Genomic DNA, 22,670 nt, shown 5'->3' with positions numbered 1-22,670 from the left:
CTCCCCGGCGGGGCGGGTCCTGCGGCGGCGGCGCGCGGCGCCCAGCGTCAGGTCCGCGGTCAGGAAGAGGGCCAGCGGGATGCCGAACCACGGGAGCCAGTACGCCAGGAGCGCCGTCACCAGCACGGCCGGGGCCAGCACCGCGCCGGGTATCCTGCGCCACCCGCCCGCCGCCGGGGCCCGGCCGGGGCGCGGGCGGCTCCGTGCGCCCGGCCCGGCGCGCGCCCGGGTGGGACGGCGCAGCCACCACATCCGGTAGCCCCACAGCACCAGGGCGATCAGCGCGAGCGCCAGCAGCGCCAGCGCGATCTGGTTCGCGAGCCCGAACAGCAGCCCCATGTGCGCGTCGATGCCCCAGCGGGTGAGCTTCGCGGCCACCGGGTAGTCGGCGAACCGGAGGGTGGAGGTCACCTCGCCGGTCGCCGGGTCGACGGCGACCGAGTCCTGGCGCACCGGCCAGGAGCGGGTGTTCTCCTTGACGGTGTAGCCGGTGCCCGCTCCGGCCGGGGGCGTGACCACCAGCACCCCGTCGAGCCCGGCGCCGCGTGCCGCGCGGACCGCGCCGTCGTAGCCGACGTCCTTCCCGGAGGGCGGGTCCGCGCGGGGCAGTTCGGCGGAGACCGCGGGCGTGGTGCTGTCGAACGCCTCGCGGAGCGCCGAGACGCTCTCGCCCGCGTACGCGGACCACGTCAGCCCGGTCGCCGAGAGCCCCAGCAGCCCGGCCGCCGCCCACAGGCCGACCGCGCCGTGCCAGGATCTGACCCGCCGCCGCCCGGCCGGGGCCCGGGTCTGGGGCAGCAGGGTGCGGCGCAGCCGCGCGCGGGAGCGGCGCGCACCCGTCCACAGCACCAGGCCGCCCGCGACCTCCACCCACAGCCAGCTCGCCGCGATCTCGCTGTAGTTGCGGCCGAGGTCGCCGAGGTGGAGGTTGCGGTGCAGGTCGTCGAACCAGGCGCGGACGGGCAGCCACTGGTCGTAGGTCTCCAGGGTGCCGAGCACCTCGTGGCTGTAGGGGTCGACGAACGCGGTGCGGGTGTAGCCCTCGCGCAGGCCCGGCTGTTCGAAGACGACCCGGGTGCTGTCGTCGTCCTGTGCGCCGACGGTCACCGACACCGGCGTCCCGTCCGGTACGGCCCGCTTCGCGGCGGCGACCTGGGAGGCGAGGGAGTCCCGCGGCCCGTCCGGGGTCACCTTCAGCTCATGCTGGTAGAGCGCCTGTTCGAGCTGCGGGGTCGCCGTATAGAGCAGCCCGGTCACGGCGGCGACGAGGAGGAACGGGCCGATGACGATGCCCGCGTAGAAGTGCAGCCGCAGGAGGGTGCTGGTCACGATGGTCGTCCTTCCGTACCGGGGCGCTCCCCTCTCCCCGGGATCCGCCGGTCCAGACAGTCGGGCGGTTCGGACGCCTGGTTCCGGCCGCCGCCGTGACGCCGGTCACATGCGTGCCCGGCTGGGAACTGGCGCTTTCCGCTCTCCTCGCCGGGCAACGGGCTCTGTAAGGTTGCGCGTTGGGGAGGGCTGGCATGGACGGAGCGTCGCGCGGCGGCGGGATGCCGGGCGCGGAGGTCGAGGAGGTCTGGCCCCGCGGCGGCAGGATTCTGCTGCGGCTGTCCCTGGTGGGCACCGGCGCCGAGGGCGCGACCCTGGTGCTCCGGGTGCGCGGCGCCGGCGGCGCCGAACTGCAGGTGCGCGCCGACGGCTCGGGGCACCGGTTCGAGGCGTGCCTCCCGCTGGCACCGCTCGTCGCGGCGGGCGGCGACGTCGACGCCTGGGTGTGGGACCTCTACCTCGTCCCGGACGGCAGCGGCGGCGAGGCCCTGCGGCTCGGCAAGCACCTGGACGACGTCCGGGGCAAGAAGCACATCTTCCGCTACCCCGTCCAGCACGCGGCCCGCACGGCGGTCGAGCCGTACTTCACGGCCAAGGACAACCTCTCGATCAGCTGCCGGCGGGGCGCGGCAGGGCGGGGAGCGGCCCGGTGAGGATCCGCTATCTGCTGCTCAACGCCTACGCGTACGGCGGGACCGTGCGCACGGTCGTCAACCAGGCCAACGCGCTGGCCGCCGTCGGGCACACGGTGGAGGTCGTCAGCGTCCGCCGGAACCGCGCGGCCCCGCCCTTCGGGCTGCACCCCGCCGTCCGGCTGCAGCCCCTGGTGGACGGCACCGAGCCCGCCGCCGCCCGGTGGGCGCGCCCCCTGGAGGCGTGGCTGGCGGGGCGGCCCAGCGGGCTGGTGGCCGAGTCGGAGGGGCAGTACGGGCGCTTCAGCCGGCTGTCCGACTGGCGGCTGGTGCGCTATCTGCGCGGGCTCGACGGCGGCGTCCTGGTCACCACCCGGCCCGCGCTCTCCCTGCTCTCCGCCCGCTTCGCGCCCGCCGGGGTGGTCCGCATCGGGCAGGAGCACCGGTACTACGGCCACTACGGGGCCGACCTCGCGCGGGAGATCGACGCCCGCTACCGGCGGCTGCACGCGGTCACCGTGCTCACCGCGGCCGACCGGGAGACGTACGCGGCGCGGCTGGCCGGGGCCGGGGTGCGCGTCGAGCAGATCCCGCACCCGCTGTCCGGCGGCGCCCCGCGCCGCTCCCGGCTGGACCGGCCGCTGATCCTCAGCGCCGGGCGGCTGACGGCGGACAAGGGCTTCGACACCCTGATCCGCGCCTTCGCGGACGTCGCGGCCGACCACCCCGAGTGGCAGCTGCGCATCTACGGCACCGGCCCTGAGCGGGACCGGCTGCGCGCCCTGATCAACGAGCGCCATCTCTACAACCACGTCTATCTGATGGGCACGACCCCGCGGCTGGAGCGGGAGCTGGCCAAGGCGTCCGTCTTCGCGCTGGCCGCGCCGCAGGCGGGGTGCGGGATGGCGCTGGCCGAGGCGATGAGCCACGGGGTGCCGCCGGTCGGCTTCGACTGCCCGCACGGGCCCCGCGAGCTGATCAGGGACGGCCCCTCCCCGGACGGGGTGCTGGTGTCGCCGCCGGGCGACGCGGGGGCGCTGGGGCGGGCGCTCCGGAAGCTGGTCGAGCACCCGGAGCTGCGGCGCGAGATGGGGAAGCGCGCTGCGGAGTCGGCCCGCCGCTACGAGCCCGGCGGCATCCGCGACCGCTGGGTCGCCCTCTGCCACGCCCTGCTGGCCGACCCGCCCAGCTAGTGCGGTGGCCGGCGGGTCGTGGTTGCCCTCTGTCGGGGCAGCCGGGCCGGGGCTGCCCCTGCCCGTGTCCTGCGGACTGCGGCTGGGTCGTGGCCGGTCGCGCAGTTCCCCGCGCCCCTGAAGCGCCCCTGCGGGGCGCCAGGGCGCGCCCCGCAGGGGCGCGGGGAACTGCGCGAGCAACCCCATCCCAGCCGCGGACTGCGACGCACGGCCAGGGGCAGCCCCTGCTCAGCGGGGTTCACCGGGCGCCCCCGCGCAAGAGGTCACGCCGCCGGGTCCGCCTCCGCCCCCGTCAGCAGGCGGGTCGTCGAGCGGCCGGCCACCAGGGGGATCTCCCAGGCGGCGGCCCCCAGCTCGGCCGCCGCCCTCCGCTTGGCCTCGGCGTGCGGGTCGCCCTCCGTATAGGCGAGGGCAGCAGGCCGCAGCGGCAGCAGCACCCGCTCGTACGCCTGGCCGTCCACGACCGCCGGGTCGCCGTGCACGACGCAGACCGCGTCCACCGCGCGCAGCGCGGCCAGCAGCTCGGCGCGCTCCTCCGCGGTGTTCACCGGCCGCTCGGGGCCCTTCCAGGCGCGGGTGCGCTGGTCGTCCTCCACGCCGACGACGAGACCGCCGAGTCCGGCCTCGCGGGCCCGCTCGCGCACCGCTTCCAGGAACCGCACGTGCCCGACGTGCAGCAGATCGAACACCCCGGTCACCACCGCCGCGCCCGCGGGCGCGGAACCGGTCTCCCGGGGAGTCCACCACTCCAGTCGTAGCTCTTGTGTACGTACAGCTCGCTCGCTCTGCGGCACGGCCCCACCTCGTCTGCTTTCCGTTCGCCGACCCGACGCCTATCGAGTCAACCACGCCGCGCGGCGGCTCCGGCTGAGGGCCCGGTCACATCGCCCTTCGGCCGCGGCTCGGGCGCCGGTGCCGGATGGCGGCCCTCCAGCGCCACCGCCAGCGGCACCGCCGTGCACACCGTCGAGGCCATCCCGGCGGTGGCCCCCGCGAGCAGCGCGACCGAGAAGTCGGTCAGCGAGTCGCCGCCGAGCACGGCGAGCGCGACGAGGACGAAGAGGGCGCCCATCCCCGTGTTGACGGTGCGCGGCAGCGTCCGCAGCACCGCGGCGTCGGCCAGCTCGGGCAGCGGCGCCGCGCGGTCCGCGCGCCGCATGCCGCGCAGCCGGTCGAAGACGACGACGGTGTCGTTGACCGAGTAGCCGATCACGGTGAGCAGCGCCGCCAGGAACACGCTGTCCACCGGCCTGCCCAGCCACGCGAAGAGCCCGACCACCAGCAGCACGTCCTGCACCATGGCGACCACGGCCGCCGCCGCGTACGTCCAGCGGAAGCGGATGCTCAGATACAGCAGCTGCGCCCCCACCGCCAGGCCCAGCGCGAGCAGCGCCTTCTCGCGCAGCTCGCTGCCCAGGCTGGGGCCGATCAGCTCGTCCCGCTCGACGGCGACCTCGCCGCCGCCCGCGTCCGACAGCGCCGAGCGGATCCGCTCCTGCTCGTCGTTGCTCAGCTGCTCCGTGCGTACGCTCAGACCGTCGTCCCCGGACTCCTGGACGACGGCGCGCGGGAACCCGGCGTCCGAGACCGCCTCGCGTGCCGTGTCGGCGTCCAGCGGCGCGCTGGTGGCGTACTCCACGAGCCGCCCGCCGGTGAACTCGACGCCGAAGTCCAGCCCGCGCACCCCGATACCGGCCAGCGCGAGCAGCACCAGCGCGGCGGCGGCGCCCAGCCACAGCCGGGCCCGGCGCGCCAGCCGGGGCCGCAGCCGGGCGAGCCGGGCCCGCACCCGGCCCCGCCCGGCGAGCCCGGTCAGCGCCGGGCGGCGGCGTACGGGGCCGCGGCGCACCGCCCAGTCGGCCAGCACCCGGGTGACGACCAGCGCCGAGACCATCGAAGCGAGCACGCCCAGCGACAGCGTCACCCCGAAGCCCTTCACCGGCCCGGTGGCGAAGAAGAACAGCAGCCCGGCGGCGAGCAGCGTGGTGACGTTGGAGTCGACGATGGCCGAGTACGCGCGCCGGAAGCCGTTCCGGAGCGGGCCGCGCAGCCCACCGCCCCGATACTCCTCGCGCGCCCGTTCGAAGACCAGGACGTTGGCGTCCACCGCCATCCCGATGGCCAGCACGAACCCGGCGAGGCCCGGCAGCGTCAGGGTGGCGCCCAGCGCGACGAGCGCGGCATACGAGATCAGCCCGTACAGCGCCAGCGCCACCGTGGCGAGCGCCCCCAGCAGCCGGTAGACGGCGATGATGAACAGCCCCGTGCACAGCAGCCCGAGCACGGCGGCCCGCGCGCTCGCCTCGATCGCCTCCGCGCCCAGCGTCGGCCCGACGGTCTGCTGGCTGACCACCTCGACCGGCACCGGCAGCGCCCCGCCCTTGATCAGCGCCGCCAGGTCCCGCGCCTCGGAGTCGTCGAACCGGCCGGTGATCTGGGTGGCCCCGCCGGTGATGCCCGCGCCGCACCGCACGCTCTCCTGCATCGCGGGGGCCGAGATCACCCGGTCGTCCAGCACGATGGCCACGCGGCGCGCCGGATCGCCGGGCGCGGCACAGGCCGCCTTCCCGGTGAGCCCGGCCCAGGCGTCCTTGGCGCCGCCGCGGAAGTCGACGGAGATGGACCAGCCGCTGCCCCCGGTGCTGTCCAGCACGGCCTCGGCGTCCTTGACGCCGTCCCCGTCGAGCGCGGCGGGGCCGAGCCGCAGCGAGCGCCCCTCGGCGTCGGGGTCGGGCAGCACGCGTGAGCCCTTGTCCCCGTCCCCCTTCGCTGCGGCGTCCTCCTTCGCGGCGGCCGTCCCCGTCACGGGGTGGAAGGTGAGCTGCGCGGTGCGGCCGATCGTCTCGGCCGCCTCCCGGGGGTCCTGGACGCCGGGCAGCTCGACGACGATCCGGTTCGCACCGGAGCGCGCGAGGGACGGCTCGGCGACGCCCAGCGCGTCGACCCGCTGCCGCAGCACCTCCAGGGCGCGGTCGGTGGCGGCGGAGTCCGCGCGGGCCCCGGAGGGCCCGTCCCGGGTCTCCAGCACGATCTGGGTTCCGCCGCGCAGATCGAGGCCGAGGCGGGCGGGGGTGGTCAGGGCGAAGAAGAGCGAGACGCCGACGACGGCCAGCGCCACGAGGGCACGCCACAGCGGCGCACGGGAGGTGCGGGAAGGCATGGGGAAGCTCCACGAAGCAGGGGTGAGCGAAGAGGTGACGCGTCAACTGCTCGTGGAGTGCGGGGGCCCGCGGCTGTGCCGCGGGGAGTACGGGGCCGAGGGCGGGGCGCGCTCCTGCCGGGGCAGCGCGGCGACGCGCCCCGTCAGCGGCGGCACCGCACAGGAGACGGGCGGCTGCCCGGCGGCGAGCGGGGGGTGCGGAGGGCTCGGCGGATACGGGAGGCCGTGGTGCGGCGGCGCTGCCGTCGCCTCCTGCCGGGGCGTGTGCGCGGCGGCCAGGCGGCTGTGGCCGTGCTGCCGCGCGCCGCTGGCCTGGACATGGCCGGAGACGCTCACCGCGACCGGCTCGCCGTGCGCGGCGGTCGCCGGGCCCGCGCCGTGCGCGGCGGTGCCCAGCAGCGCGAGCAGGGCGACGAGGACGGCTCGGACGAGGACGGTCAGCCCGGGGGAACGGCGCAGCATCTGCCCTTCCCCCCTCTCATCGCCGCCGACCCCGACAGCCTACGCGCGCGCCGGCGCGGGGCTTTCGAAACACCCCCTAACCCGTCCGGCCGCCCCGGACGACCAGGGTGTCCAGCAGCTCCTGGGTGGCGGCGGCGACCCGGTCCACCGCCGTCTCGAACGCCTCGGCGTTGTGCGCAGCGGGGGCGCGGAACCCCGAGATCTTCCGGACGTACTGCAGCGCGGCGGCCCGCACGTCCGCCTCGGTCACGGACTCGGCGTACGGCTCGCGCAGCGTCTTGATGCTTCGGCACATACGACGACCGTACGGCGGCCCACTGACAGCGCGCTCGCCCGTCCGGGTGACGCGCGTTACCGTGAAAGGACCCTGACGTGCGGTGACACCGGTATGGAGGGGAGGGACCATGCAGACGATGACGGGCCTTCTCGGCGCGCTGGAGCCGGAGCAGCGGGAGCGGCTGCGGGCGCTGGGCCACGACGTGGCGTTCGAGGCGGGGGTGCGGATCTTCGAGGAGGGCGATACGGCGGACCGCTTCTGGGTCCTGCGCACCGGTTCCGCGACCCTCGACATGCATGTGCCGGGGCACCGCAATGTCGTGATCGACCATGTGCGGCCCGGCGAGCTGCTCGGGTGGCACTGGTTGTTCCCGCCGTACCAGTGGACGCTCGGCTCGGAGGCCGCCAGCCCGGTGCGGGCGCTGGAGTTCGACGCGCGCTCCGTGCGGGTGTTGTGCGACGAGGACGCGCGGCTGGGGCTGGCGCTGACCCGGGCGGTCGCCGGGGTCATCGGCGACCGCCTGCACCGTGCCCGGACGCGGCTGATCGACCTGTTCGGCCCCTACTCCCCGCACAGCCGCATCTAGCCGCGCCTCTGATAGGCACTAGCTGGTCAGCAGGGCGGCGAGGCCGTTGATGGGGCACAGCGCCGGGCGGTCGGCGACGTGGACGGACATGCCCGTCCCATCCCGCAGCCGCTCCGCGAGCCCCGGCAGCGGCGCGCTGCCCCCGGTGAGCACCATCCCGCGCTCCGCGAGGTCGGCCACCAGGTCGGGCGGGCAGCGGTGCAGCACGGAGCGGATGGTGTCGGCGAGCCCGGTGAGCGGGGGCTGGATCGCGGTGCGCACGGCCTCGTAGTCGAGGCGGACGGTACGGGCGAGCCCCGTCACCACATCCCGGCCCAGCACCTCCGTGGCCTGCGCGACCTCGACCATCTCCCGCTCCGCCTCCCGTTCCGCCTCCCGCTCCGCCGCGGTCTCGCCCCGCGCGGGAGCGCCGTCCGCCAGGGCGAGGTGCAGTGGCCGTACGGCCTGGGTGGGCAGCAGCAGCTCGTGCTCGTTGCGCACGTACTGCACGACGGCGCGGTGCACGGTGTCGCCGCCCAGGGCCACCGTTCCGGCGGCGACGATCGAGCCCATCGCGATCACCGCGACCTGGGTGGTGGCCGCGCCGCAGACCAGGATCATGGTGGCCTCCGGCCGCTCGACCGGGAGGCCGCAGCCCAGTGCCGCGGCCGTCGGCGTGTCGACCAGCTCGACGCGCCGGGCCCCCACGCCGGTCAGCGTCTCGACGACGGCGCGCCGGGCCAGCGGATCGGCCTCGTGCGGGATGGTGGCGGCGGCCCGCAGCAGCGCCCGGCGCCGGGCCAGGCCGCGCAGCCGCTCCCCGACGAGCGCCCGCAGCATCCGCTGCGCCATGGCGATGTCCACCACGGTTCCGCCGGACACCGGCCGGATGACGCGGATGTGCTGCGGGGTGCGGCCGTCCATCCGCTCCGCCGCCGCGCCGACGGCGATCAGCGCGCCGGAGGCGGTGTTGACCGCGACCACGGACGGCGCGTCGACGAGGAGTCCCGCGCCCTTGACGTGGACCCGGGTGCGGGCCGCACCCAGGTCGACGGCGACGGAGCAGCGGCGCAGGTCCTCAAGTCGGCTGGAGCTGGGGCTCATGGCGGCACGGGTCCTTCCGGGAGGCGGCACGGGGCGCTGTGGCGGGTGCGGCCGGCGCCCGGCCTGCGGTGTGTTGCGTCACCTTCAGCGTGAGCGCGGGGCGGGGCGCCCGCGCGCCGGAGTGGACCGGTCGGGTGAGGGGGCGTCAGGCGACGGTCGCCGGCGCGTCCTCGGCAGCGTCCTCCGTCGCGTCGCCGGTCGCGTCCTCCGCGCTGAACTGGGTGCGGTGGAGCTGCTCGTAGCGGCCGCCCGCGGCGAGCAGTTCGGCGTGGGTGCCGCGCTCCACGATGCGCCCCTCCTCCATGACGAGGATCTGGTCGGCGGCCCGTACGGTCGACAGCCGGTGGGCGATGACGAGGGAGGTGCGGCCCTCCAGCGCCTCGCCGAGCGCCTCCTGCACCGCCGCCTCCGAGGTCGAGTCGAGATGTGCGGTGGCCTCGTCCAGCAGGACGACCCGGGGCTGGGCCAGCAGCAGCCGGGCGATGGTGAGGCGCTGGCGCTCGCCGCCGGACAGCCGGTAGCCGCGCTCGCCGACGAGGGTGTCCAGGCCGTCCGGGAGGGCGGCCACCAGTCCGTCGAGCCGGGCCCTGCGCAGCGCGGCCCACAGCTCCTCGTCGGTGGCCTCGGGGCGGGGCAGCAGCAGGTTGGCGCGGATGGTGTCGTGGAAGAGGTGGCCGTCCTGGGTGACCATGCCCAGGGTGGTGCGGAGCGCGGCGGCGGACAGGTCGCGCACATCGGTGCCGCCGATCCGTACGGCGCCGCTGTCCACGTCGTACAGCCGGGGGGCGAGGGAGGCGAGGGTGGACTTGCCCGCTCCGGAGGAGCCGACGACGGCGACCATCTGGCCGGGCTCGGCGCGGAAGGAGATCCCGTGCAGCACCTCCTCGCCGCCCCGGGTGTCGAGCGTGGCGACCTCCTCCAGGGAGGCGAGCGACACCTTCTCCGGCGAGGGGTAGCTGAAGCGGACGTCCTCGAACTCCACGGAGACCGGGCCGTCCGGCGCCCGCTCGGCGTCCTCCTTCTCGGCGATCAGCGGTTCGAGGTCGAGCACCTCGAACACCCGCTGGAAGCTGACCAGCGCGCTCATCACCGCGACGCGGGCGTTGGCCAGTGCTGTGAGCGGCGCGTACAGCCGGGTCAGCAGCAGGGCCAGCGCGACGACGGTGCCCGCGTCCAGGCTGCCGCGCAGCGCGAGCCAGCCGCCCATCCCGTAGATCAGCGCCAGCGCGAGCGCGGAGACCAGCATCAGCGCGGTGAAGAAGACCTCCTGCACCATCGCGGTGCGGATCCCCAGGTCGCGCACCCGGCCGGCGCGGCGTGCGAACTCGGCTGACTCCTCGTCGGGGCGGCCGAAGAGCTTGACGAGGGTGGCGCCCGGCGCGGAGAACCGCTCGGTCATCTGGGTGCTCATCACGGCGTTGTGGTCGGCGCGTTCGCGCTCCAGCCGGGCCAGCCGGGCGCCCATCCGGCGCGCGGGCAGCACGAACAGCGGCAGCAGCACCAGGGCGAACAGCGTGACCTGCCAGGAGAGCCGCAGCATCACGGCGAGTGTGAGCAGCAGCGTGACGAGGTTGCTGAACACCTCGGACAGGGTGCTGCTGAACGCGCGCTGGGCGCCGATGACGTCGTTGTTGAGACGGCTGACGAGGGCCCCGGTGCGGGTACGGGTGAAGAAGGCGACGGGCATCCGCTGGACGTGGTCGTAGACCGCGGTGCGCAGGTCGAGGATGAGTCCCTCGCCGATCCGCGCGGAGAGCCAGCGGGTGGCGATGCCGACCGCCGCCTCCGCGACGGCGACGGCGGCGATGATCCCGGCGAGCGCGAGCACGGTGCCGGTGGCTCCGCCCTCGGTGATGACGTCCACGACGTTGCCTGCCAGCAGCGGGGTGGCGACCGTCAGGACGGCGAGCACGGTGCTGAGGGCGAGGAACGCGTACAGGGTGCGGTGGTGGCGGTGCGCGAAGCGGTAGATCCGGCGCATCGTGGCGGCGGAGAACGGCCGGCTGTCCTGGTCGGCGTGGCGCGAGTGGTAGAGCGCGTTCCACGCGGTCATTTCCATACTCATGGGAGGAACGTAGAACTTGAAGGAAACTTAAAGTCAATGGGCGCGGCAAAGGTTGCGGTAACGCAACCGTCAAGTCGCCGGGTAAGGCGGAACCGCCCTCCGCTGCGTCTGTCGAAATACGGAACGGGGGAACGGGACCGGTGTGTGTTTCGTCCAAGACCCCGCGTGACGGTGACTAAGCGGTGCGCAACCCGCTTTGACCGGCTGTGATGGGGCCGCGACGGGGCGTCGTGCACGTGCATTAGCACATGCATTGGCACGTGAACGCGGTTATGATCCCCGGAAGTTGACAGTTTTCACACTGCTCAACCGCACCCCCCACACCTGACCAACGGGAGATCCAAGTGCCTCACGCGTACAACGGCATGGCCGCCCGGGACCTTCAGGGGGCCGTGTGGCGAAAGAGCCGGTACAGCAACTCGCAGGGGACCTGCGTGGAGTTCGCGAAGCTGCCGGACGGCGACGTCGCGGTGCGCAATTCGCGCTTCCCCGACGGGCCCGCGCTCGTCTACACGCCCGCGGAAATGGAGGCGATGCTGCTCGGCATCAAGGACGGCGAGTTCGACTATCTGATACGTGACTGAACCGGCGGTTCGGCGGTCGCGGGTTCGGGGCAACAGCCCGTCAACTCCGCGCCGCCCGCGTACTGTAGGGGACGACCGCACCGGTACCGGCCAGGCGGCCGGTACCGGTGCGTCGGTTCTGCCGGCGCCCCTCAGCGGCCGGCGCCCCGCCCGCGTCGTGCGCGGGCGCGAGCCCCGGCGGAGGAGCGGGCGCGGGCATCCGCGGGGGCCAGGGCCGCGCGGGCGTCCTCGTCCGCGGTGAGCACGGCCCGCCGCAGCGCGGCGCCCCGGGCGGGGTCGCCGCCGTCGGGAAGGGCGTCCAGCTGATGGAGACTGCCGCGCAGGGCCGCCGCCGCCTCGCCGTAGGCGGCGGCCACACGGACCGCGACCGCCGCCGCCACGAGGGCCGCGCCGCACAGCAGCCCCGCCGCGCCCCAGGCCCCGGCGAGCGCGGCGGTGACGGCGGCGCACAGCGCGGCGGCGCGCACGGGCAGCAGCCGCCTGCCCGGCCGGGACAGCGTCCCGGCCCGCACGTGGTCCTCCACCGTTCTGCGGTGGTTCTCCAGCAGCGCGCGGCACAGCGCCGCGTCCGCCGCCGGACTGCCGCCCGGCCGCACCTCCCGCAGGAACCGGAGCGGGATGGCACGGGCCTGCCGGCGGAAGAGCATCCGCTGTGCGGTCTGCCACAGTACGCGCGGCAGGAGTACGGCGAGTACCGCCGCGACGGTCCCCGCGGCGACGCACAGCGCCGCGGGGCCGTTCGGCTGCAGCAGTTCGGCCAGGGTGTGGATGGCCGGTGAGTTCGGGGCCACGGCGGGCCTCCCCTCCGTCCGGGTTCGCTGACGGAGGCCCGGCGCGCTGAGGCGGGCTGTTTCCCGGAGTTCGGGGGCAGATTTCTCAGTTTTTTCCGGCGGGCCCGGGACGCTGTCCCCGGACCGGGAGCGGAGGCGGGGCATGGCGGACGGAGCGTTACCGCACGGGAGCCGGGCGCACCCGGCGCACCCGGCGCACCCGGCGCACCCAGCACACCCGGCGCACGCAGCGCACCCGGCACACGCGGCGCACCCGGAACCCGGCGACGGGGAGCTGCTGGAGCGCGTCTACCGGCCGCGCGGGCCCGAGGACCGGGCCGAGGCGCTGGAGGCGCTCGCCGACCGGCACTACGCAGACGTGCTGGGCTTCCTGGCGCGCCGGGTCCGCGACGCCGACCTGGCCGCCGAGCTGGCCCAGCAGACCTTCGCCGACGCCATCGCCGCACTGGAATCGGCGGACCCGAAGGGGCGGCCGCGCGCCCCCGACCGGTTCGGCGGCTGGCTCACCGAGGTCGCCAGGAACCGGCTCCGCCGCCACGTCGACCAGCGCGGGAGACAGCGCGACCGGCTCAGACCGCTCGGCGAGGACGAGACCCTGGACGACCATCCGCGCGAGGATCCCGGCCGGCCCGATCCGGCCGACGACCCCGTACGGCTGGCCCAGGCGCGCGGCGTCGTCGCCGAGGTGGCCGCCACGCTGCGGCCCGAGGACCGCTCGCTGTACCGGTGGTACTTCCTGGACGGCCTCCGGCCCGCCGAGATCGCCGCCCGGACGGCCGCCGCCGACGCGGACGGTACCCGCGCGCCGGCCGCGAAGAGCCTCAGCAACCGGGTCACCGCCGTCAAGACCGTGATCGCCGAGGGGTTCCACGCCTATCTGCTCGTCCACAACGACCGCACCCTGTGCCCCGCGCTCACCGCCATCATCGGCCGGTATCCGCGGGGCTTCTCCGCGCCGCTGCGCGACCACGTGGTCAAGCACGCCCACAACTGCGCCCGGTGCGGGACGTGCGAGCGCTGCCGGGTGTGCCGGATCCGGGAGCCGGAGCGGATCACCAGCGCGTGCACCGCGTCCCGCGACTGCCGCGCCTGCGACGTCTGCCGCCGGGAGACCGTGGCGCTGAAGGCCGACTGGGCCCCGGCCCTCGCGCTCGTCCTCTTCCTCCGGCCGGTCCGCGAGGCCATCAGCGAGATCATCCGCGGCACCGCGCCGGCGGCCGGGCACCAGGAGGGGCCGCCCCGCGACCGGCCGCCGCGCCGGGGCCGGTCCCTGCGCCCCGCCGCGGTCGCCGCCGGCGTGGTCCTGGCGTACCTGGCCGGCGCCGCGGGCGCGTATCTGATCGCCAGGCCCGCGGCCGACCCGGCGACGGGCTCCGGCCCCGACGGCACCCGGACGGTCCGGGTCGTACCGGTGGGAGCCGGGGGCGATCCGCTGCCGGACCGCACCGTGCGGCGGGAGCCGGGGGCGCGGGTGGAGGACTGCAACGCCTCGGCGTTCGCCCTCGGCCCGGACATCGTCTCGTGCATCCCGCATGTGCTCTCCGCGCAGGCGTGCTGGGTCCGCAAGGACCGCACCCGGGTGCTCTGCGGCTCCCCCCGGGGCCGGGAGCTGCGGGAGTACCGCGCGGACGCCGCCATTCCGCGGACGGCGCCGCGGCCCAGCGGCAAGGCCGTCCCCTGGGCCGTCGAGCTGGCCGACGGCGGCCTGTGCACGCCGCGCTGGGGCGGGCCCGCGGCGACCCTGCCCGACTCCCTGACCGCCCGGTACAGCTGCGCGGCGGACGACGGGTCCGCCGCGCGCCTGCTCGTCCAGGCCCCGGGCGACCCGCTGCTGGACAAGAGCTCACCGCTGTGGACGGTGCGGGTGCTGGAGAGCCGGGAGCGGGGCGGCGGCTTCGCACCGCAGTCCCGGCGGCAGGTGGCGGCCGTCTACTACGCGGACCGGCCGTGAGCAGACCCCGGCGGGGGGCTACCCCTCCCGCAGATGGAAGAGGGCCCAGACGACCTTGCCGGCCACCGGGCCCGGGAGCGGGTGCCAGCCCCAGCTGTCGCTGAAGGTGTCCACCAGGCACAGCCCCCGGCCGGACTCGGCGGTGAAGCCCGGCAGTCCGGCCGTGCCGGTGAGCTCGGGCAGCTCGGGGAACTCGGCGAGCTCGCCCAGCTCGCCGTCCACGCCCTCGATCCCGTCCGGGGAGCCGTTCGCGAGGCCCAGCCGCTGCGCGACCTCGGGCGGCTTGCTGCTGGGATCCCGCACGGCGCAGACCAGCCGCGCCGACCAGCGCATCAGATGCAGCCGTACGGGCGGCTCAGCGCCCTGGTGCGGGGAGCTGGGCAGGCCGTGCCGCATGGCGTTGGTGACGAGCTCGGAGACGACGAGCGCGACGTCCTCGCCCTGCTCGCTGATCTCCCAGCGCCGGAGCGTCTGCCGGGTGAAGTCCCGGGCGCTCTTGACCGCCTCGTACCTCGGCGGGAGCGCGCAGGACGCGGAGGCGGAGACAGAAGCGGCATCCAGCGTGGGGAGACCTTGCCATAAGGGCTCCAGCACCGTTGATCCTTCGGTCCCCATGACGGGCCACTCCTGGCGTTAGCGGCAGTGATGATCCTGTGTGGATCCTGTCGGCCGTGCTCCTCCGGTCGATTCCGGCGCCACAGTGCGGGATGGCGCCACAACTCGTATGGCACCGGGTGCACTTGTGCGATCCCCATGGTTCCCAAAGCCCACAGCAGATGCAAGGGCAGATGCACGTGCACGCGAGACTTTCGATCGTGTGTAACCAGACGGGCACGCAACGGAGCGCAGAGATGGCACACTTCCCTTCAAGCAGGGGCGGAGGGTTGATCGAAATGGCCACAGAACCGGCAAGTCGCGTCACTGACGGCGTAAAGGGGGCGAGTAGCTCAAGCGGGTCGATGGTCCGGCGGATCCTGCTCGGCTCCCAGCTGCGGCGGCTCCGCGAGGCGCGCGGCGTGACGCGCGAGGCCGCCGGCTATTCGATTCGTGCGTCCGAATCCAAGATCAGCAGGATGGAGCTGGGACGTGTGAGTTTCAAAGCGCGAGACGTGGAGGACCTGCTGACGCTGTACGGCGTGACCGACGAGGCGGAGCGGGAGCCACTGCTGGGGCTGGCCCGCGAGTCCAGCATCGCGGGCTGGTGGCACAACTACAGCGATGTACTTCCCGGCTGGTTCCAGACATATGTGGGGCTGGAGGGCGCCGCCTCCCACATCAGCACCTACGAGGTGCAGTTCGTCCACGGCCTGCTGCAGACGGACGACTACGCGCACGCGGTCGTCACCGCCGGGCACCGCAAGCCGATTGCGGACGAAGAGATCGAACGGAGGGTCGCGCTCCGTCTGGAGCGGCAGAAGCTGCTGCTCGGCGAGAACGCGCCCCGGCTGCTGTGCGTCCTGGACGAGGCCGCGCTGCGCCGCCCGTTCGGCACTCCGGACATCATGAACGCGCAGCTCACCCACCTCGCGGAGGTGTCGGAGCACCCGAATGTCACCGTCCAGGTCGTCCCGTTCACCTCCGGCGGGCACGCGGCCGAGAGCGGAGCCTTCACGCTGCTGCGCTTCCCCGAATCGGACCTGAACGACGTGGTGTATCTGGAGCAGCTCACCAGTGCGCTCTATATCGACAAACGCGACGAGGTGGCGCAGTACGACCAGGTGCTGGACCGGCTCGTGGAAATCAGCCTTTCACCCGCTGACACCCGCGACCACCTGCACAGGCTCCGCCAACGGTCCTGAAATGGCAGTACGATGACGTTCCATCAGCACGTCCTTCCACCCCCCGAAGGAATGGCATGTCCTACTTCACCGATCTGGCGCTTCAGTGCATAGCTGGCGAGTGGCGCCCCGGGACGGGTTCCTGGGACATCATCGACTTCAATCCCTACAACGGTGAGAAGCTCGCCTCCATTACCGTGGCCACCGTCGACGAGGTGGACCAGGCGTATCGCGCGGCGGAACGCGCCCAGCGGGACTGGGCTGCCACCAATCCCTATGAGCGACGCCTGGTGTTCGAGCGTGCCGTCCGGGTGATTGAGGAATCCGAGGCCGAGATCACCGAGGCCATCGTCGCCGAGCTGGGCGGCACCTGGCAGAAGGCGGCCTTTGAGACCGCGCTCGTCAAGGAGTTCTTCCGGGAGGCCGTCCAGCTTTCCCTGCACACCCAAGGGGAGATTCTGCCGTCCGCCGTCGATGGCAAGGAGAACCGCGTCTACCGCTCCCCGATCGGCGTCATCGGCGTGATTTCTCCCTTCAACTACCCATTCCTGCTGGCCGTCAAATCCGTCGCGCCCGCGCTGGCGCTCGGCAACGCCGTCGTGATCAAGCCGCACCAGTCCACCCCGATCTGCGGCGGCACGCTGGTCGCGAAGGTCCTGGAGCGCGCCGGGCTGCCGCCGGGGCTGCTCAACGTCGTGATCACGGACAGCGCGGAGATCGGCGACGCGCTGATCGAGCACCCGGTGCCCAAGGCGCTGTCCTTCACCGGCTCCGACCGCGTGGGGCGGCATGTCGCCACCGTCGCGGCCCGCAACTTCAAGCGGGTGATACTCCAGCTCGGCGCCAACAGCGCGCTGATCGTCCTGGACGACGCCGATATCGACTACGCGGTGGACGCCGCCGTCTTCAGCCGCTACGTCAACCAGGGCCAGCTGTGTATGGCCGCCAACCGGATCATCGTCGACCAGCGGGTGGAGGCGGAGTTCACCGAGAAGTTCGTCGCACGGGTGCGCGAGCTGAAGGTCGGCGACCCGGAGGACCCGACCACCCATATCGGCCCGCTGATCAACTCCCGGCAGGCCGAGCGGGTCACCGCCATCGTCGAGCAGGCCATCGCGGCCGGCGCCACCCCGCTGCTGCACGGCGAGGTGAACGGCAACCTCGTCGGGCCCAGCGTGCTGACCGGGCTGGCCACCACCTCGTCCCTGCTGCGCGAGGAGATCTTCGGCCCGGTCGCGCTGATCATCCCGGTGGACGGCGAGGACGAGGCCGTGCACGTCGCCAACGACACCCCCTACGGGCTCGGCGGCGCGGTGCACAGCGGCGACATCGAGCGGGGCATCGCGGTGGCCCGCCGGATCGACACGGGCATGGTGCACGTCAACGACTCCACCGTCGCCGACGAGCCCATCGTTCCGTTCGGCGGGGAGAAGCACTCGGGGCTGGGCCGGCTGAACGGCGAGCAGATGGTGGACACCTTCACCACCACCAAGTGGATCTCCATCCAGCGGGGCCGCAGCGCGTTTCCGTTCTGATCGGCGATCGCGGACAGAGGCTGACCGCGAGGGGCCGTAGCTTGTTCGTCGTGAGGGGGAGCCCGGTCGGTCGGGACAGGGCCCCATGACGAAAGGGACGGACATGCCGGTTGTCGTACAGCCCGAGGCCCACGGCGACGAGCGCGGGGCGCTCCTGGCCTACCTGGAGGCCCAGCGCGGAGCGTTCCGCCGCGCCCTGCACGGCCTGACCGAGGAGCAGGCCCGCAGCGCCCCCGCGGCCAGCGAGCTGTCCCTCTCCGGGCTCCTCAAGCACGTCACCCTCGGCGAGGAGGACTGGCTGCGGAAGTTCCAGGGCACGGAGACCCGCTCGACGGAGGAGCAGATGGCGGGGTGGGAGGGCGGCTTCGCCCCCACCCCCGAGGAGACGATCGACGTCCTGATCGCCTGGAGCGAGCGGGTCGCCGCCGAGACCGAGCGCGCCGTACGGGCCCTGCCCTCCCTCGACGAGACGTTCGTCTCCCCCAAGTACCCCTGGGACGAGGGCGGTGAGCGCTCCTGGCGCTGGGGGCTGCTGCACCTGATGGAGGAGCTGGCCCGGCACGCGGGCCACGCGGACGTCATCCGCGAGACGCTCGACGGCAAGGGCGCCTTCGACCTGGTCTTCGAGACGGGCGCGATGCCGGAGCCGGACTGGTCCCAGCTGCCGTCCTCGTAGCTCCTCGTGGCTCCTCGTGGCTCCCCGTGGCTCCTCGTAGATCCCCGCGGACCGGGCCCTCATAGACTGGGGGCATGTCGGCGATCCGTTTGCTGGTGCTGGGGGCCGTGCGGCTGCGGGGCCGGGCGCACGGCTACCAGATCCGGGGCGACCTGGAGTTCTGGGGCGCCCACCAGTGGTCCAACGCCAAGCCCGGATCGATCTACCACGCGCTCAAGCAGCTCGCCAAGCAGGGCCTGCTGGTCGCCCACGACGTCGCGCCCAGCACCGCGGGCGGCCCGCCGCGCGTCGAGTACGAGGTGACGCAGGCGGGCGAGGCGGAGTTCCACGGGATGCTGCGGCACGCGCTCACCGCCGTGGACGAGAAGCCGGACGTGCTCACCAGCGGCGTCGGCTTCCTCGTCGACCTGGAGCGCGCCGAGGCCGTGGCGCTGCTCAAGGAGCGGGTGGCGGCGCTGGAGAGCTGGCGCGCCGAGGTCATGGAGCACTGGACTCCGGACAGCCCCGGGCCGCACCACATCGGCGAGATCATGCGGCTGTGGGTGGTCCAGGCGGACAGCGGTGCGACCTGGGCCCGGGAGCTGATCGCCCGGCTGGAGAGCGGCGCGTATGTGATGGCGGGGGAGGGCGAGCGCGACCTGTCGGTGCTCAGCGACCACGCCCCGCCGCGCCGGCCCGGCGGGGTGTGAGCCCGCGGCGCTTGCACCTCACGCGGCGTGAGGCGGCACCGTGCGGGGCGTACCGAGTCAAGGAGGCGGACGTGCCCTACTCCATCGGCCAGGTCGCCCAGGCGGCGGGCGTCACCGTGCGCACCCTGCACCACTACGACGAGATCGGTCTGCTCACCCCGGGCGACCGCACCTCCGTCGGCCACCGCCGCTACACGGACTCCGACCTGGACCGGCTGCAGCAGATCCGCTTCTACCGGGAGCTCGGCTTCCCGCTCGAAGAGATCGCCGTGCTGCTCGACGACCCCGAAGCGGACAGGTTCGAGCATCTGCGCCGCCAGCACGCCCTGCTGGAGGCGCGGATCGGCAGGCTGCGGGAGATGGCCGCCGCCGTGGAACGCGCCATGGAGGCACGGAAGATGGGAATCGATCTCACCCCCGAGGAGAAGTTCGAGGTGTTCGGCGACTTCGACCCCGACGCGTACGCGCCGGAGGCGGAGCACCGGTGGGGCGGCAGCGAGGCGTACGAGCAGTCGCGGCGCCGTACGGCCGCGTACACCAAGGAGGACTGGAAGCGGTTCCAGGCGGAGCTGGAGGGGATCCACGAGCGGCTCGCCGACGCGATGACGGACGGCGCGGCGCCGGACTCCGACCGGGCCGCGGAACTGGCCGAGGAACACCGGGGCTTCATCTCCCGCACGGCCTACACCTGCGGGTACGACATGCACACCGCGCTCGGCGAGATGTACGTCGCCGACCCGCGCTTCACAGCCACCTACGAGAGGATCCGGCCCGGCCTCGCGGCCTATCTGCGGGACGCCATCCTGGCGAACGCCGCGCGGCACGCCTGACGTTCCCCGGGGAGCCCCGGACATGACAAGCCCCCGCACCCGCCCGGTGCGGGGCCTTGTCGTGTCCGGGGCGAATATGGGGTGAGCATCACACCCGTGGCCCCAGGTCGGCGGGGCCGGTCACAGCACGGGTCATGTTCCACTAAGGAGAGGCATATGAACTACAGCACGTAACTGCGAAAGGAGCGGACAAAAGTGGCCGGGGAGCCCACGCACAGCGGCGACGCCGCGGAGCCGACGGACGCCGCCGGGGACGGCAAGCCCGTCTCGGACGAGGCGCACAGCGCGTTCACGCCGCCGCTAGGGGTGCCGCTGCCGCCGGCCCCGGAGGAGGACGAGCCGACCTCCGAGTTCGCGGTGCCCCAGGGGCTGGTGACCCAGCAGTCCCCGGAGCCCGGCAGCGCCTTCACCCCGCCGGAGGGCATCCCGGTCATCGGCCCGCTGGTCAAGCCGGGCGCGCCGTGGCAGGACCGGATGCGCACGATGGTGCGGATGCCGCTCGCCGAGCGGCCGGTGCCCGAGCGGGTCGCGCCGCGCTCGGAGGAGGTGGAGCCGGAGAACACCCCCGCCGTGCCCCGCGTCCTCGACCTCACCCTCCGCATCGGGGAGCTGCTGCTCGCGGGCGGCGAGGGCGCCGAGGACGTGGAGGCGGCGATGTTCGGCGTGGCCCACGCGTACGGTCTGGACCGCACCGAGCCGACCGTCACCTTCACCCTGATCTCCATCACCCACCAGCCCTCGCTGGTCGACGACCCGGTGACGCTCAGCCGCACCGTGCGCCGCCGGGGCACCGACTACACCCGGCTCGCTGCGGTCTTCCGGCTGGTCGCCGACATCACGCAGGGCGAGGTGTCGCTGGAGGAGGCGTACCGCAGGCTCGCGGAGATGCGCCGGAACCGGCACCCGTTCTCCAAGGGCGCGCTCACCCTCGCCAGCGGCGCGCTGTCCGGCGCGGCGGCGCTGCTGGTCGGCGGCGACGCGCTGGTCTTCGTGCTGGCCGCGCTCGGCGCGATGCTGGGCGACCGGCTCGCGTGGCTGTGCGCGGGGCGCGGGCTGCCGGAGTTCTACCAGTTCGCGGCCGCCGCGATGCCGCCGGCCGCGATAGGCGTCGGGGTCGCGCTGGTCGAGTCCTCGCTGATGGCCTCCGCGGTGATCACCGGCGGGCTGTTCGCGCTGATCCCGGGGCGGGCCCTGGTGGCCGCCGTGCACGACGGGCTCACCGGCTTCTACATCACGGCGGCGGCGCGGCTGCTGGAGGTCGTCTACCTGATCGTCGGCATCGTGTGCGGCGTGCTGCTGGTGCTCTATATCGGCGCCCAGCTGAACGCCGACCTCAACCCGGACCGCGTCCACCACGTGGAGCGGCCGGTGACCCAGCTGCTGGCCGCGATGCTGCTGGCGCTCGCCTTCTGCGTGCTGCTCCAGCAGCCGCGCAGCACGGTGGTCCTGGCCACCCTCAACGGCGGCGTGGCCTGGCTCATCTACGGCGCCCTGAGCACCGCCGACGTCAAGCCGGTGCCGGCCACCGTGGTGGCGGCCGGGCTGGTCGGCCTCTTCGGGCAGCTGATGTCGCGCTACCAGTTCGCGTCCGCGCTGCCGTACGTCACGGCCGCGATCGGCCCGCTGCTGCCCGGCAGCGCGACGTACTTCGGGCTGCTGAACATCGCCCAGGGCAATGTCGACCGCGGCTTCGACAAGCTCGCGACGGCCGCGGCGCTGGCCTTCGCCATCGCCATCGGCGTCAACCTGGGCGGGGAGCTGGCCCGGCTGTTCATCAAGCAGCCGGGTGTCGAGACCCCGCTGCCGGGCCGTCGCGCCGCGAAGCGGACGAGGGGCTTCTAGCGCCGTGACCGGGGGGTCGGTCACGGCACCAGGGGCAGCCCCGACCCGGCGGGACCCGCCGGGTACGGAACCGCTCAGGCTCCGTGGCCGCCCTCGGCGGCGAGGCGCTTGATGGACGCCTCGACCTCGGCCTCGGCGTCCGCGCGCCCCACCCAGTTCGCGCCCTCGACCGACTTGCCGGGCTCCAGGTCCTTGTAGACCTCGAAGAAGTGCTGGATCTCCAGCCGGTCGAACTCGCTGACGTGGTGGATGTCGCGCAGGTGCTCCATCCGCGGGTCGGACGAGGGCACGCACAGCAGCTTGTCGTCGCCGCCCGCCTCGTCGGTCATCCGGAACATCCCGATGGCGCGGCACTTGATGACGCACCCCGGGAAGGTGGGCTCCTCCAGCAGCACGAGCGCGTCCAGCGGGTCGCCGTCCTCGCCCAGGGTGCCTTCGACGAAGCCGTAGTCCGCCGGGTACACGGTCGAGGTGAACAGGTGGCGGTCGAGCCGGATACGGCCCGTCTCGTGGTCCACCTCGTACTTGTTCCGCGAACCCTTCGGGATCTCGATGGTGACGTCGAACTCCACGGGAGGCTCCTCCGTATAGATCATTGTGCGATCAGCACTCGCGTGCCCTGGGGGCCGTCCCCCAGAGGAACTGCAGTCTGGTGGTTAAGTGTCCCCTACGCACATGTGTGCTCGCGAAAGGGGCTGGTCGAGGTGCGGATCCAGCAGCGCTGGCAGGCAGCGCCGCAGCAGCAGCGGCAGACCGCGCTGCTCACGGTGGGCTCCGCCGTGCTCGGCCTGGCGGTCGCGCTGACGACGGTGGCAGCGTCGGGCCCCTGGGACTCGGGCCAGCGTACGGCCGAGCGCGCCTGGGCGGCCCGGGAAGCGCGGGGGAGTGGCGCGGAGCACACCGCGCACGGGAGGGGAGGGTCCGACTCCGAGCTGTCCGCGCCCGAGGTGCTGGTCGCGGCGGGCCCCGCCCCGGGGCGCGGAGACGACGCCAAGCGCCCCAGCGCGCGCCCCGGCGGCTCCGGCGGTGAGTCCGGTGCGACCGGCGGCTCCGGCGGCCGGGATGTGCAGACGCCGCCGCCCACCGCCTCCGGGCTCGCCGACGCCCTGGAGCCGCTGCTCCGCGACGGAGCGCTCGGCACGCTGCGTACGGCCTCGGTGGTGGACGCCGTCACCGGGCGGGAGCTGTACACCGCCGAGCCCGGCAC

The 22,670-nt window shown here is 74.0% G+C and carries 21 protein-coding genes and 1 pseudogene; 12 read left to right on the top strand and 10 right to left on the bottom strand.

The window, feature by feature from the left end:
- Nucleotides 1–1,329 (bottom strand): PepSY-associated TM helix domain-containing protein (locus G5C65_RS09600; RefSeq protein WP_338146297.1); only part of this gene is annotated, 1,329 nt, incomplete at its 3' end.
- A 194-nt stretch (nt 1,330–1,523) separates the two neighbouring features.
- On the opposite strand from G5C65_RS09600, the gene G5C65_RS09595 reads away from it, so the two are divergent.
- Complete coding sequence (locus tag G5C65_RS09595; protein WP_165298301.1) at nt 1,524–1,982, top strand: hypothetical protein; 459 nt, start codon at nt 1,524–1,526, stop codon at nt 1,980–1,982.
- On the top strand, nt 1,979–3,154 hold the full coding sequence (locus G5C65_RS09590; protein WP_165298300.1) for a glycosyltransferase: 1,176 nt from the start codon (nt 1,979–1,981) through the stop codon (nt 3,152–3,154). Before G5C65_RS09595 ends, G5C65_RS09590 begins: the two co-directional genes overlap by 4 nt.
- A gap of 263 nt (nt 3,155–3,417) precedes the next feature.
- Here the strand turns inward: G5C65_RS09590 and G5C65_RS09585 are convergent, their stop codons facing one another.
- From G5C65_RS09585 to G5C65_RS09570, 4 genes are all read right to left on the bottom strand, one after another.
- The gene (locus tag G5C65_RS09585) at nt 3,418–3,948 is read right to left on the bottom strand and encodes an adenylyltransferase/cytidyltransferase family protein (protein WP_338146296.1); all 531 of its coding nucleotides are present in this window, start codon (nt 3,946–3,948) and stop codon (nt 3,418–3,420) included.
- Nucleotides 3,949–3,995: 47 nt separating this feature from the next.
- Nucleotides 3,996–6,314: a protein translocase subunit SecD gene (secD, locus tag G5C65_RS09580; protein WP_165298299.1), complete on the bottom strand. Its 2,319-nt coding sequence runs from the start codon at nt 6,312–6,314 to the stop codon at nt 3,996–3,998.
- Nucleotides 6,315–6,356: 42 nt separating this feature from the next.
- Nucleotides 6,357–6,776, bottom strand: a complete 420-nt coding sequence (locus tag G5C65_RS09575; RefSeq protein WP_165298298.1) for a hypothetical protein — start codon at nt 6,774–6,776, stop codon at nt 6,357–6,359.
- A gap of 76 nt (nt 6,777–6,852) precedes the next feature.
- Nucleotides 6,853–7,071, bottom strand: coding sequence for a DUF2277 domain-containing protein (locus G5C65_RS09570; protein WP_165298297.1), 219 nt, complete (start codon nt 7,069–7,071; stop codon nt 6,853–6,855).
- Between the two features lie 109 nt (nt 7,072–7,180).
- On the opposite strand from G5C65_RS09570, the gene G5C65_RS09565 reads away from it, so the two are divergent.
- Nucleotides 7,181–7,639 (top strand): Crp/Fnr family transcriptional regulator, encoded by a 459-nt coding sequence (locus G5C65_RS09565; protein WP_165298296.1) that lies wholly within the window; start codon nt 7,181–7,183, stop codon nt 7,637–7,639.
- Nucleotides 7,640–7,657: 18 nt separating this feature from the next.
- Here the strand turns inward: G5C65_RS09565 and G5C65_RS09560 are convergent, their stop codons facing one another.
- Nucleotides 7,658–8,722: a rod shape-determining protein gene (locus G5C65_RS09560; RefSeq protein ID WP_165298295.1), complete on the bottom strand. Its 1,065-nt coding sequence runs from the start codon at nt 8,720–8,722 to the stop codon at nt 7,658–7,660.
- Nucleotides 8,723–8,867: 145 nt separating this feature from the next.
- Nucleotides 8,868–10,787 (bottom strand): ABC transporter ATP-binding protein, encoded by a 1,920-nt coding sequence (locus G5C65_RS09555; protein WP_165298294.1) that lies wholly within the window; start codon nt 10,785–10,787, stop codon nt 8,868–8,870.
- Nucleotides 10,788–11,131: 344 nt separating this feature from the next.
- Between G5C65_RS09555 and G5C65_RS09550 the strand changes: the two genes are divergently transcribed.
- Nucleotides 11,132–11,371, top strand: coding sequence for a DUF397 domain-containing protein (locus G5C65_RS09550; RefSeq protein ID WP_165298293.1), 240 nt, complete (start codon nt 11,132–11,134; stop codon nt 11,369–11,371).
- 131 nt (nt 11,372–11,502) lie between these two features.
- Here the strand turns inward: G5C65_RS09550 and G5C65_RS09545 are convergent, their stop codons facing one another.
- The gene (locus G5C65_RS09545) at nt 11,503–12,162 is read right to left on the bottom strand and encodes a hypothetical protein (protein WP_165298292.1); all 660 of its coding nucleotides are present in this window, start codon (nt 12,160–12,162) and stop codon (nt 11,503–11,505) included.
- Between the two features lie 142 nt (nt 12,163–12,304).
- On the opposite strand from G5C65_RS09545, the gene G5C65_RS09540 reads away from it, so the two are divergent.
- Nucleotides 12,305–14,113 carry an RNA polymerase sigma factor gene (locus tag G5C65_RS09540; RefSeq protein ID WP_165298303.1) on the top strand — a complete coding sequence of 603 codons (1,809 nt, stop codon included), beginning with the start codon at nt 12,305–12,307 and terminating at the stop codon, nt 14,111–14,113.
- Nucleotides 14,114–14,131: 18 nt separating this feature from the next.
- On the opposite strand, the gene G5C65_RS09535 is transcribed toward G5C65_RS09540, so the two are convergent.
- Entirely contained in the window at nt 14,132–14,728 is a 597-nt protein-coding gene (locus G5C65_RS09535) for an ATP-binding protein (protein ID WP_165298291.1), read from the bottom strand.
- A gap of 344 nt (nt 14,729–15,072) precedes the next feature.
- Between G5C65_RS09535 and G5C65_RS09530 the strand changes: the two genes are divergently transcribed.
- The 6 genes from G5C65_RS09530 to G5C65_RS09505 all read left to right on the top strand — a co-directional run bounded on the left by G5C65_RS09530 (nt 15,073) and on the right by G5C65_RS09505 (nt 21,463).
- On the top strand, nt 15,073–15,912 hold the full coding sequence (locus G5C65_RS09530) for a helix-turn-helix domain-containing protein (protein WP_241265672.1): 840 nt from the start codon (nt 15,073–15,075) through the stop codon (nt 15,910–15,912).
- Between the two features lie 56 nt (nt 15,913–15,968).
- Nucleotides 15,969–17,426 carry an aldehyde dehydrogenase family protein gene (locus G5C65_RS09525; protein ID WP_165298289.1) on the top strand — a complete coding sequence of 486 codons (1,458 nt, stop codon included), beginning with the start codon at nt 15,969–15,971 and terminating at the stop codon, nt 17,424–17,426.
- A 103-nt stretch (nt 17,427–17,529) separates the two neighbouring features.
- Nucleotides 17,530–18,102, top strand: coding sequence for a DinB family protein (locus G5C65_RS09520; protein ID WP_165298302.1), 573 nt, complete (start codon nt 17,530–17,532; stop codon nt 18,100–18,102).
- A 74-nt stretch (nt 18,103–18,176) separates the two neighbouring features.
- A complete protein-coding gene (locus tag G5C65_RS09515; RefSeq protein ID WP_165298288.1) occupies nt 18,177–18,791 on the top strand; it encodes a PadR family transcriptional regulator in 615 nt (204 codons plus the stop codon).
- Between the two features lie 71 nt (nt 18,792–18,862).
- Nucleotides 18,863–19,621, top strand: a complete 759-nt coding sequence (locus G5C65_RS09510) for a TipAS antibiotic-recognition domain-containing protein (protein ID WP_165298287.1) — start codon at nt 18,863–18,865, stop codon at nt 19,619–19,621.
- A 195-nt stretch (nt 19,622–19,816) separates the two neighbouring features.
- A complete protein-coding gene (locus tag G5C65_RS09505) occupies nt 19,817–21,463 on the top strand; it encodes a threonine/serine exporter family protein (RefSeq protein WP_165298286.1) in 1,647 nt (548 codons plus the stop codon).
- Between the two features lie 74 nt (nt 21,464–21,537).
- On the opposite strand, the gene G5C65_RS09500 is transcribed toward G5C65_RS09505, so the two are convergent.
- On the bottom strand, nt 21,538–22,035 hold the full coding sequence (locus G5C65_RS09500; protein WP_338146295.1) for an inorganic diphosphatase: 498 nt from the start codon (nt 22,033–22,035) through the stop codon (nt 21,538–21,540).
- 105 nt (nt 22,036–22,140) lie between these two features.
- On the opposite strand from G5C65_RS09500, the pseudogene G5C65_RS09495 reads away from it, so the two are divergent.
- Nucleotides 22,141–22,670, top strand: a pseudogene (locus G5C65_RS09495) (hypothetical protein); the annotation flags it as partial.

This window comes from Streptomyces boncukensis (assembly GCF_011045075.1).
GTDB lineage: Bacteria > Actinomycetota > Actinomycetes > Streptomycetales > Streptomycetaceae > Streptomyces > Streptomyces boncukensis.
Note: the sequence above shows the minus strand (reverse complement) of the source record. Positions and strands in the feature narration are given on the sequence as shown.

Excerpts from the sequence above, each read along its gene's own strand:
- G5C65_RS09595 (WP_165298301.1), top strand. The coding sequence starts at position 1,524 with ATGGACGGAGCGTCGCGCGGCGGCGGGATGCCGGGCGCGGAGGTCGAG.
- secD (WP_165298299.1), bottom strand. The coding sequence starts at position 6,314 with ATGCCTTCCCGCACCTCCCGTGCGCCGCTGTGGCGTGCCCTCGTGGCG.
- G5C65_RS09575 (WP_165298298.1), bottom strand. The coding sequence starts at position 6,776 with ATGCTGCGCCGTTCCCCCGGGCTGACCGTCCTCGTCCGAGCCGTCCTC.
- G5C65_RS09570 (WP_165298297.1), bottom strand. The coding sequence starts at position 7,071 with ATGTGCCGAAGCATCAAGACGCTGCGCGAGCCGTACGCCGAGTCCGTG.
- G5C65_RS09565 (WP_165298296.1), top strand. The coding sequence starts at position 7,181 with ATGCAGACGATGACGGGCCTTCTCGGCGCGCTGGAGCCGGAGCAGCGG.
- G5C65_RS09560 (WP_165298295.1), bottom strand. The coding sequence starts at position 8,722 with ATGAGCCCCAGCTCCAGCCGACTTGAGGACCTGCGCCGCTGCTCCGTC.
- G5C65_RS09555 (WP_165298294.1), bottom strand. The coding sequence starts at position 10,787 with ATGAGTATGGAAATGACCGCGTGGAACGCGCTCTACCACTCGCGCCAC.
- G5C65_RS09540 (WP_165298303.1), top strand. The coding sequence starts at position 12,305 with ATGGCGGACGGAGCGTTACCGCACGGGAGCCGGGCGCACCCGGCGCAC.
- G5C65_RS09535 (WP_165298291.1), bottom strand. The coding sequence starts at position 14,728 with ATGGGGACCGAAGGATCAACGGTGCTGGAGCCCTTATGGCAAGGTCTC.
- G5C65_RS09530 (WP_241265672.1), top strand. The coding sequence starts at position 15,073 with ATGGTCCGGCGGATCCTGCTCGGCTCCCAGCTGCGGCGGCTCCGCGAG.
- G5C65_RS09525 (WP_165298289.1), top strand. The coding sequence starts at position 15,969 with ATGTCCTACTTCACCGATCTGGCGCTTCAGTGCATAGCTGGCGAGTGG.
- G5C65_RS09520 (WP_165298302.1), top strand. The coding sequence starts at position 17,530 with ATGCCGGTTGTCGTACAGCCCGAGGCCCACGGCGACGAGCGCGGGGCG.
- G5C65_RS09515 (WP_165298288.1), top strand. The coding sequence starts at position 18,177 with ATGTCGGCGATCCGTTTGCTGGTGCTGGGGGCCGTGCGGCTGCGGGGC.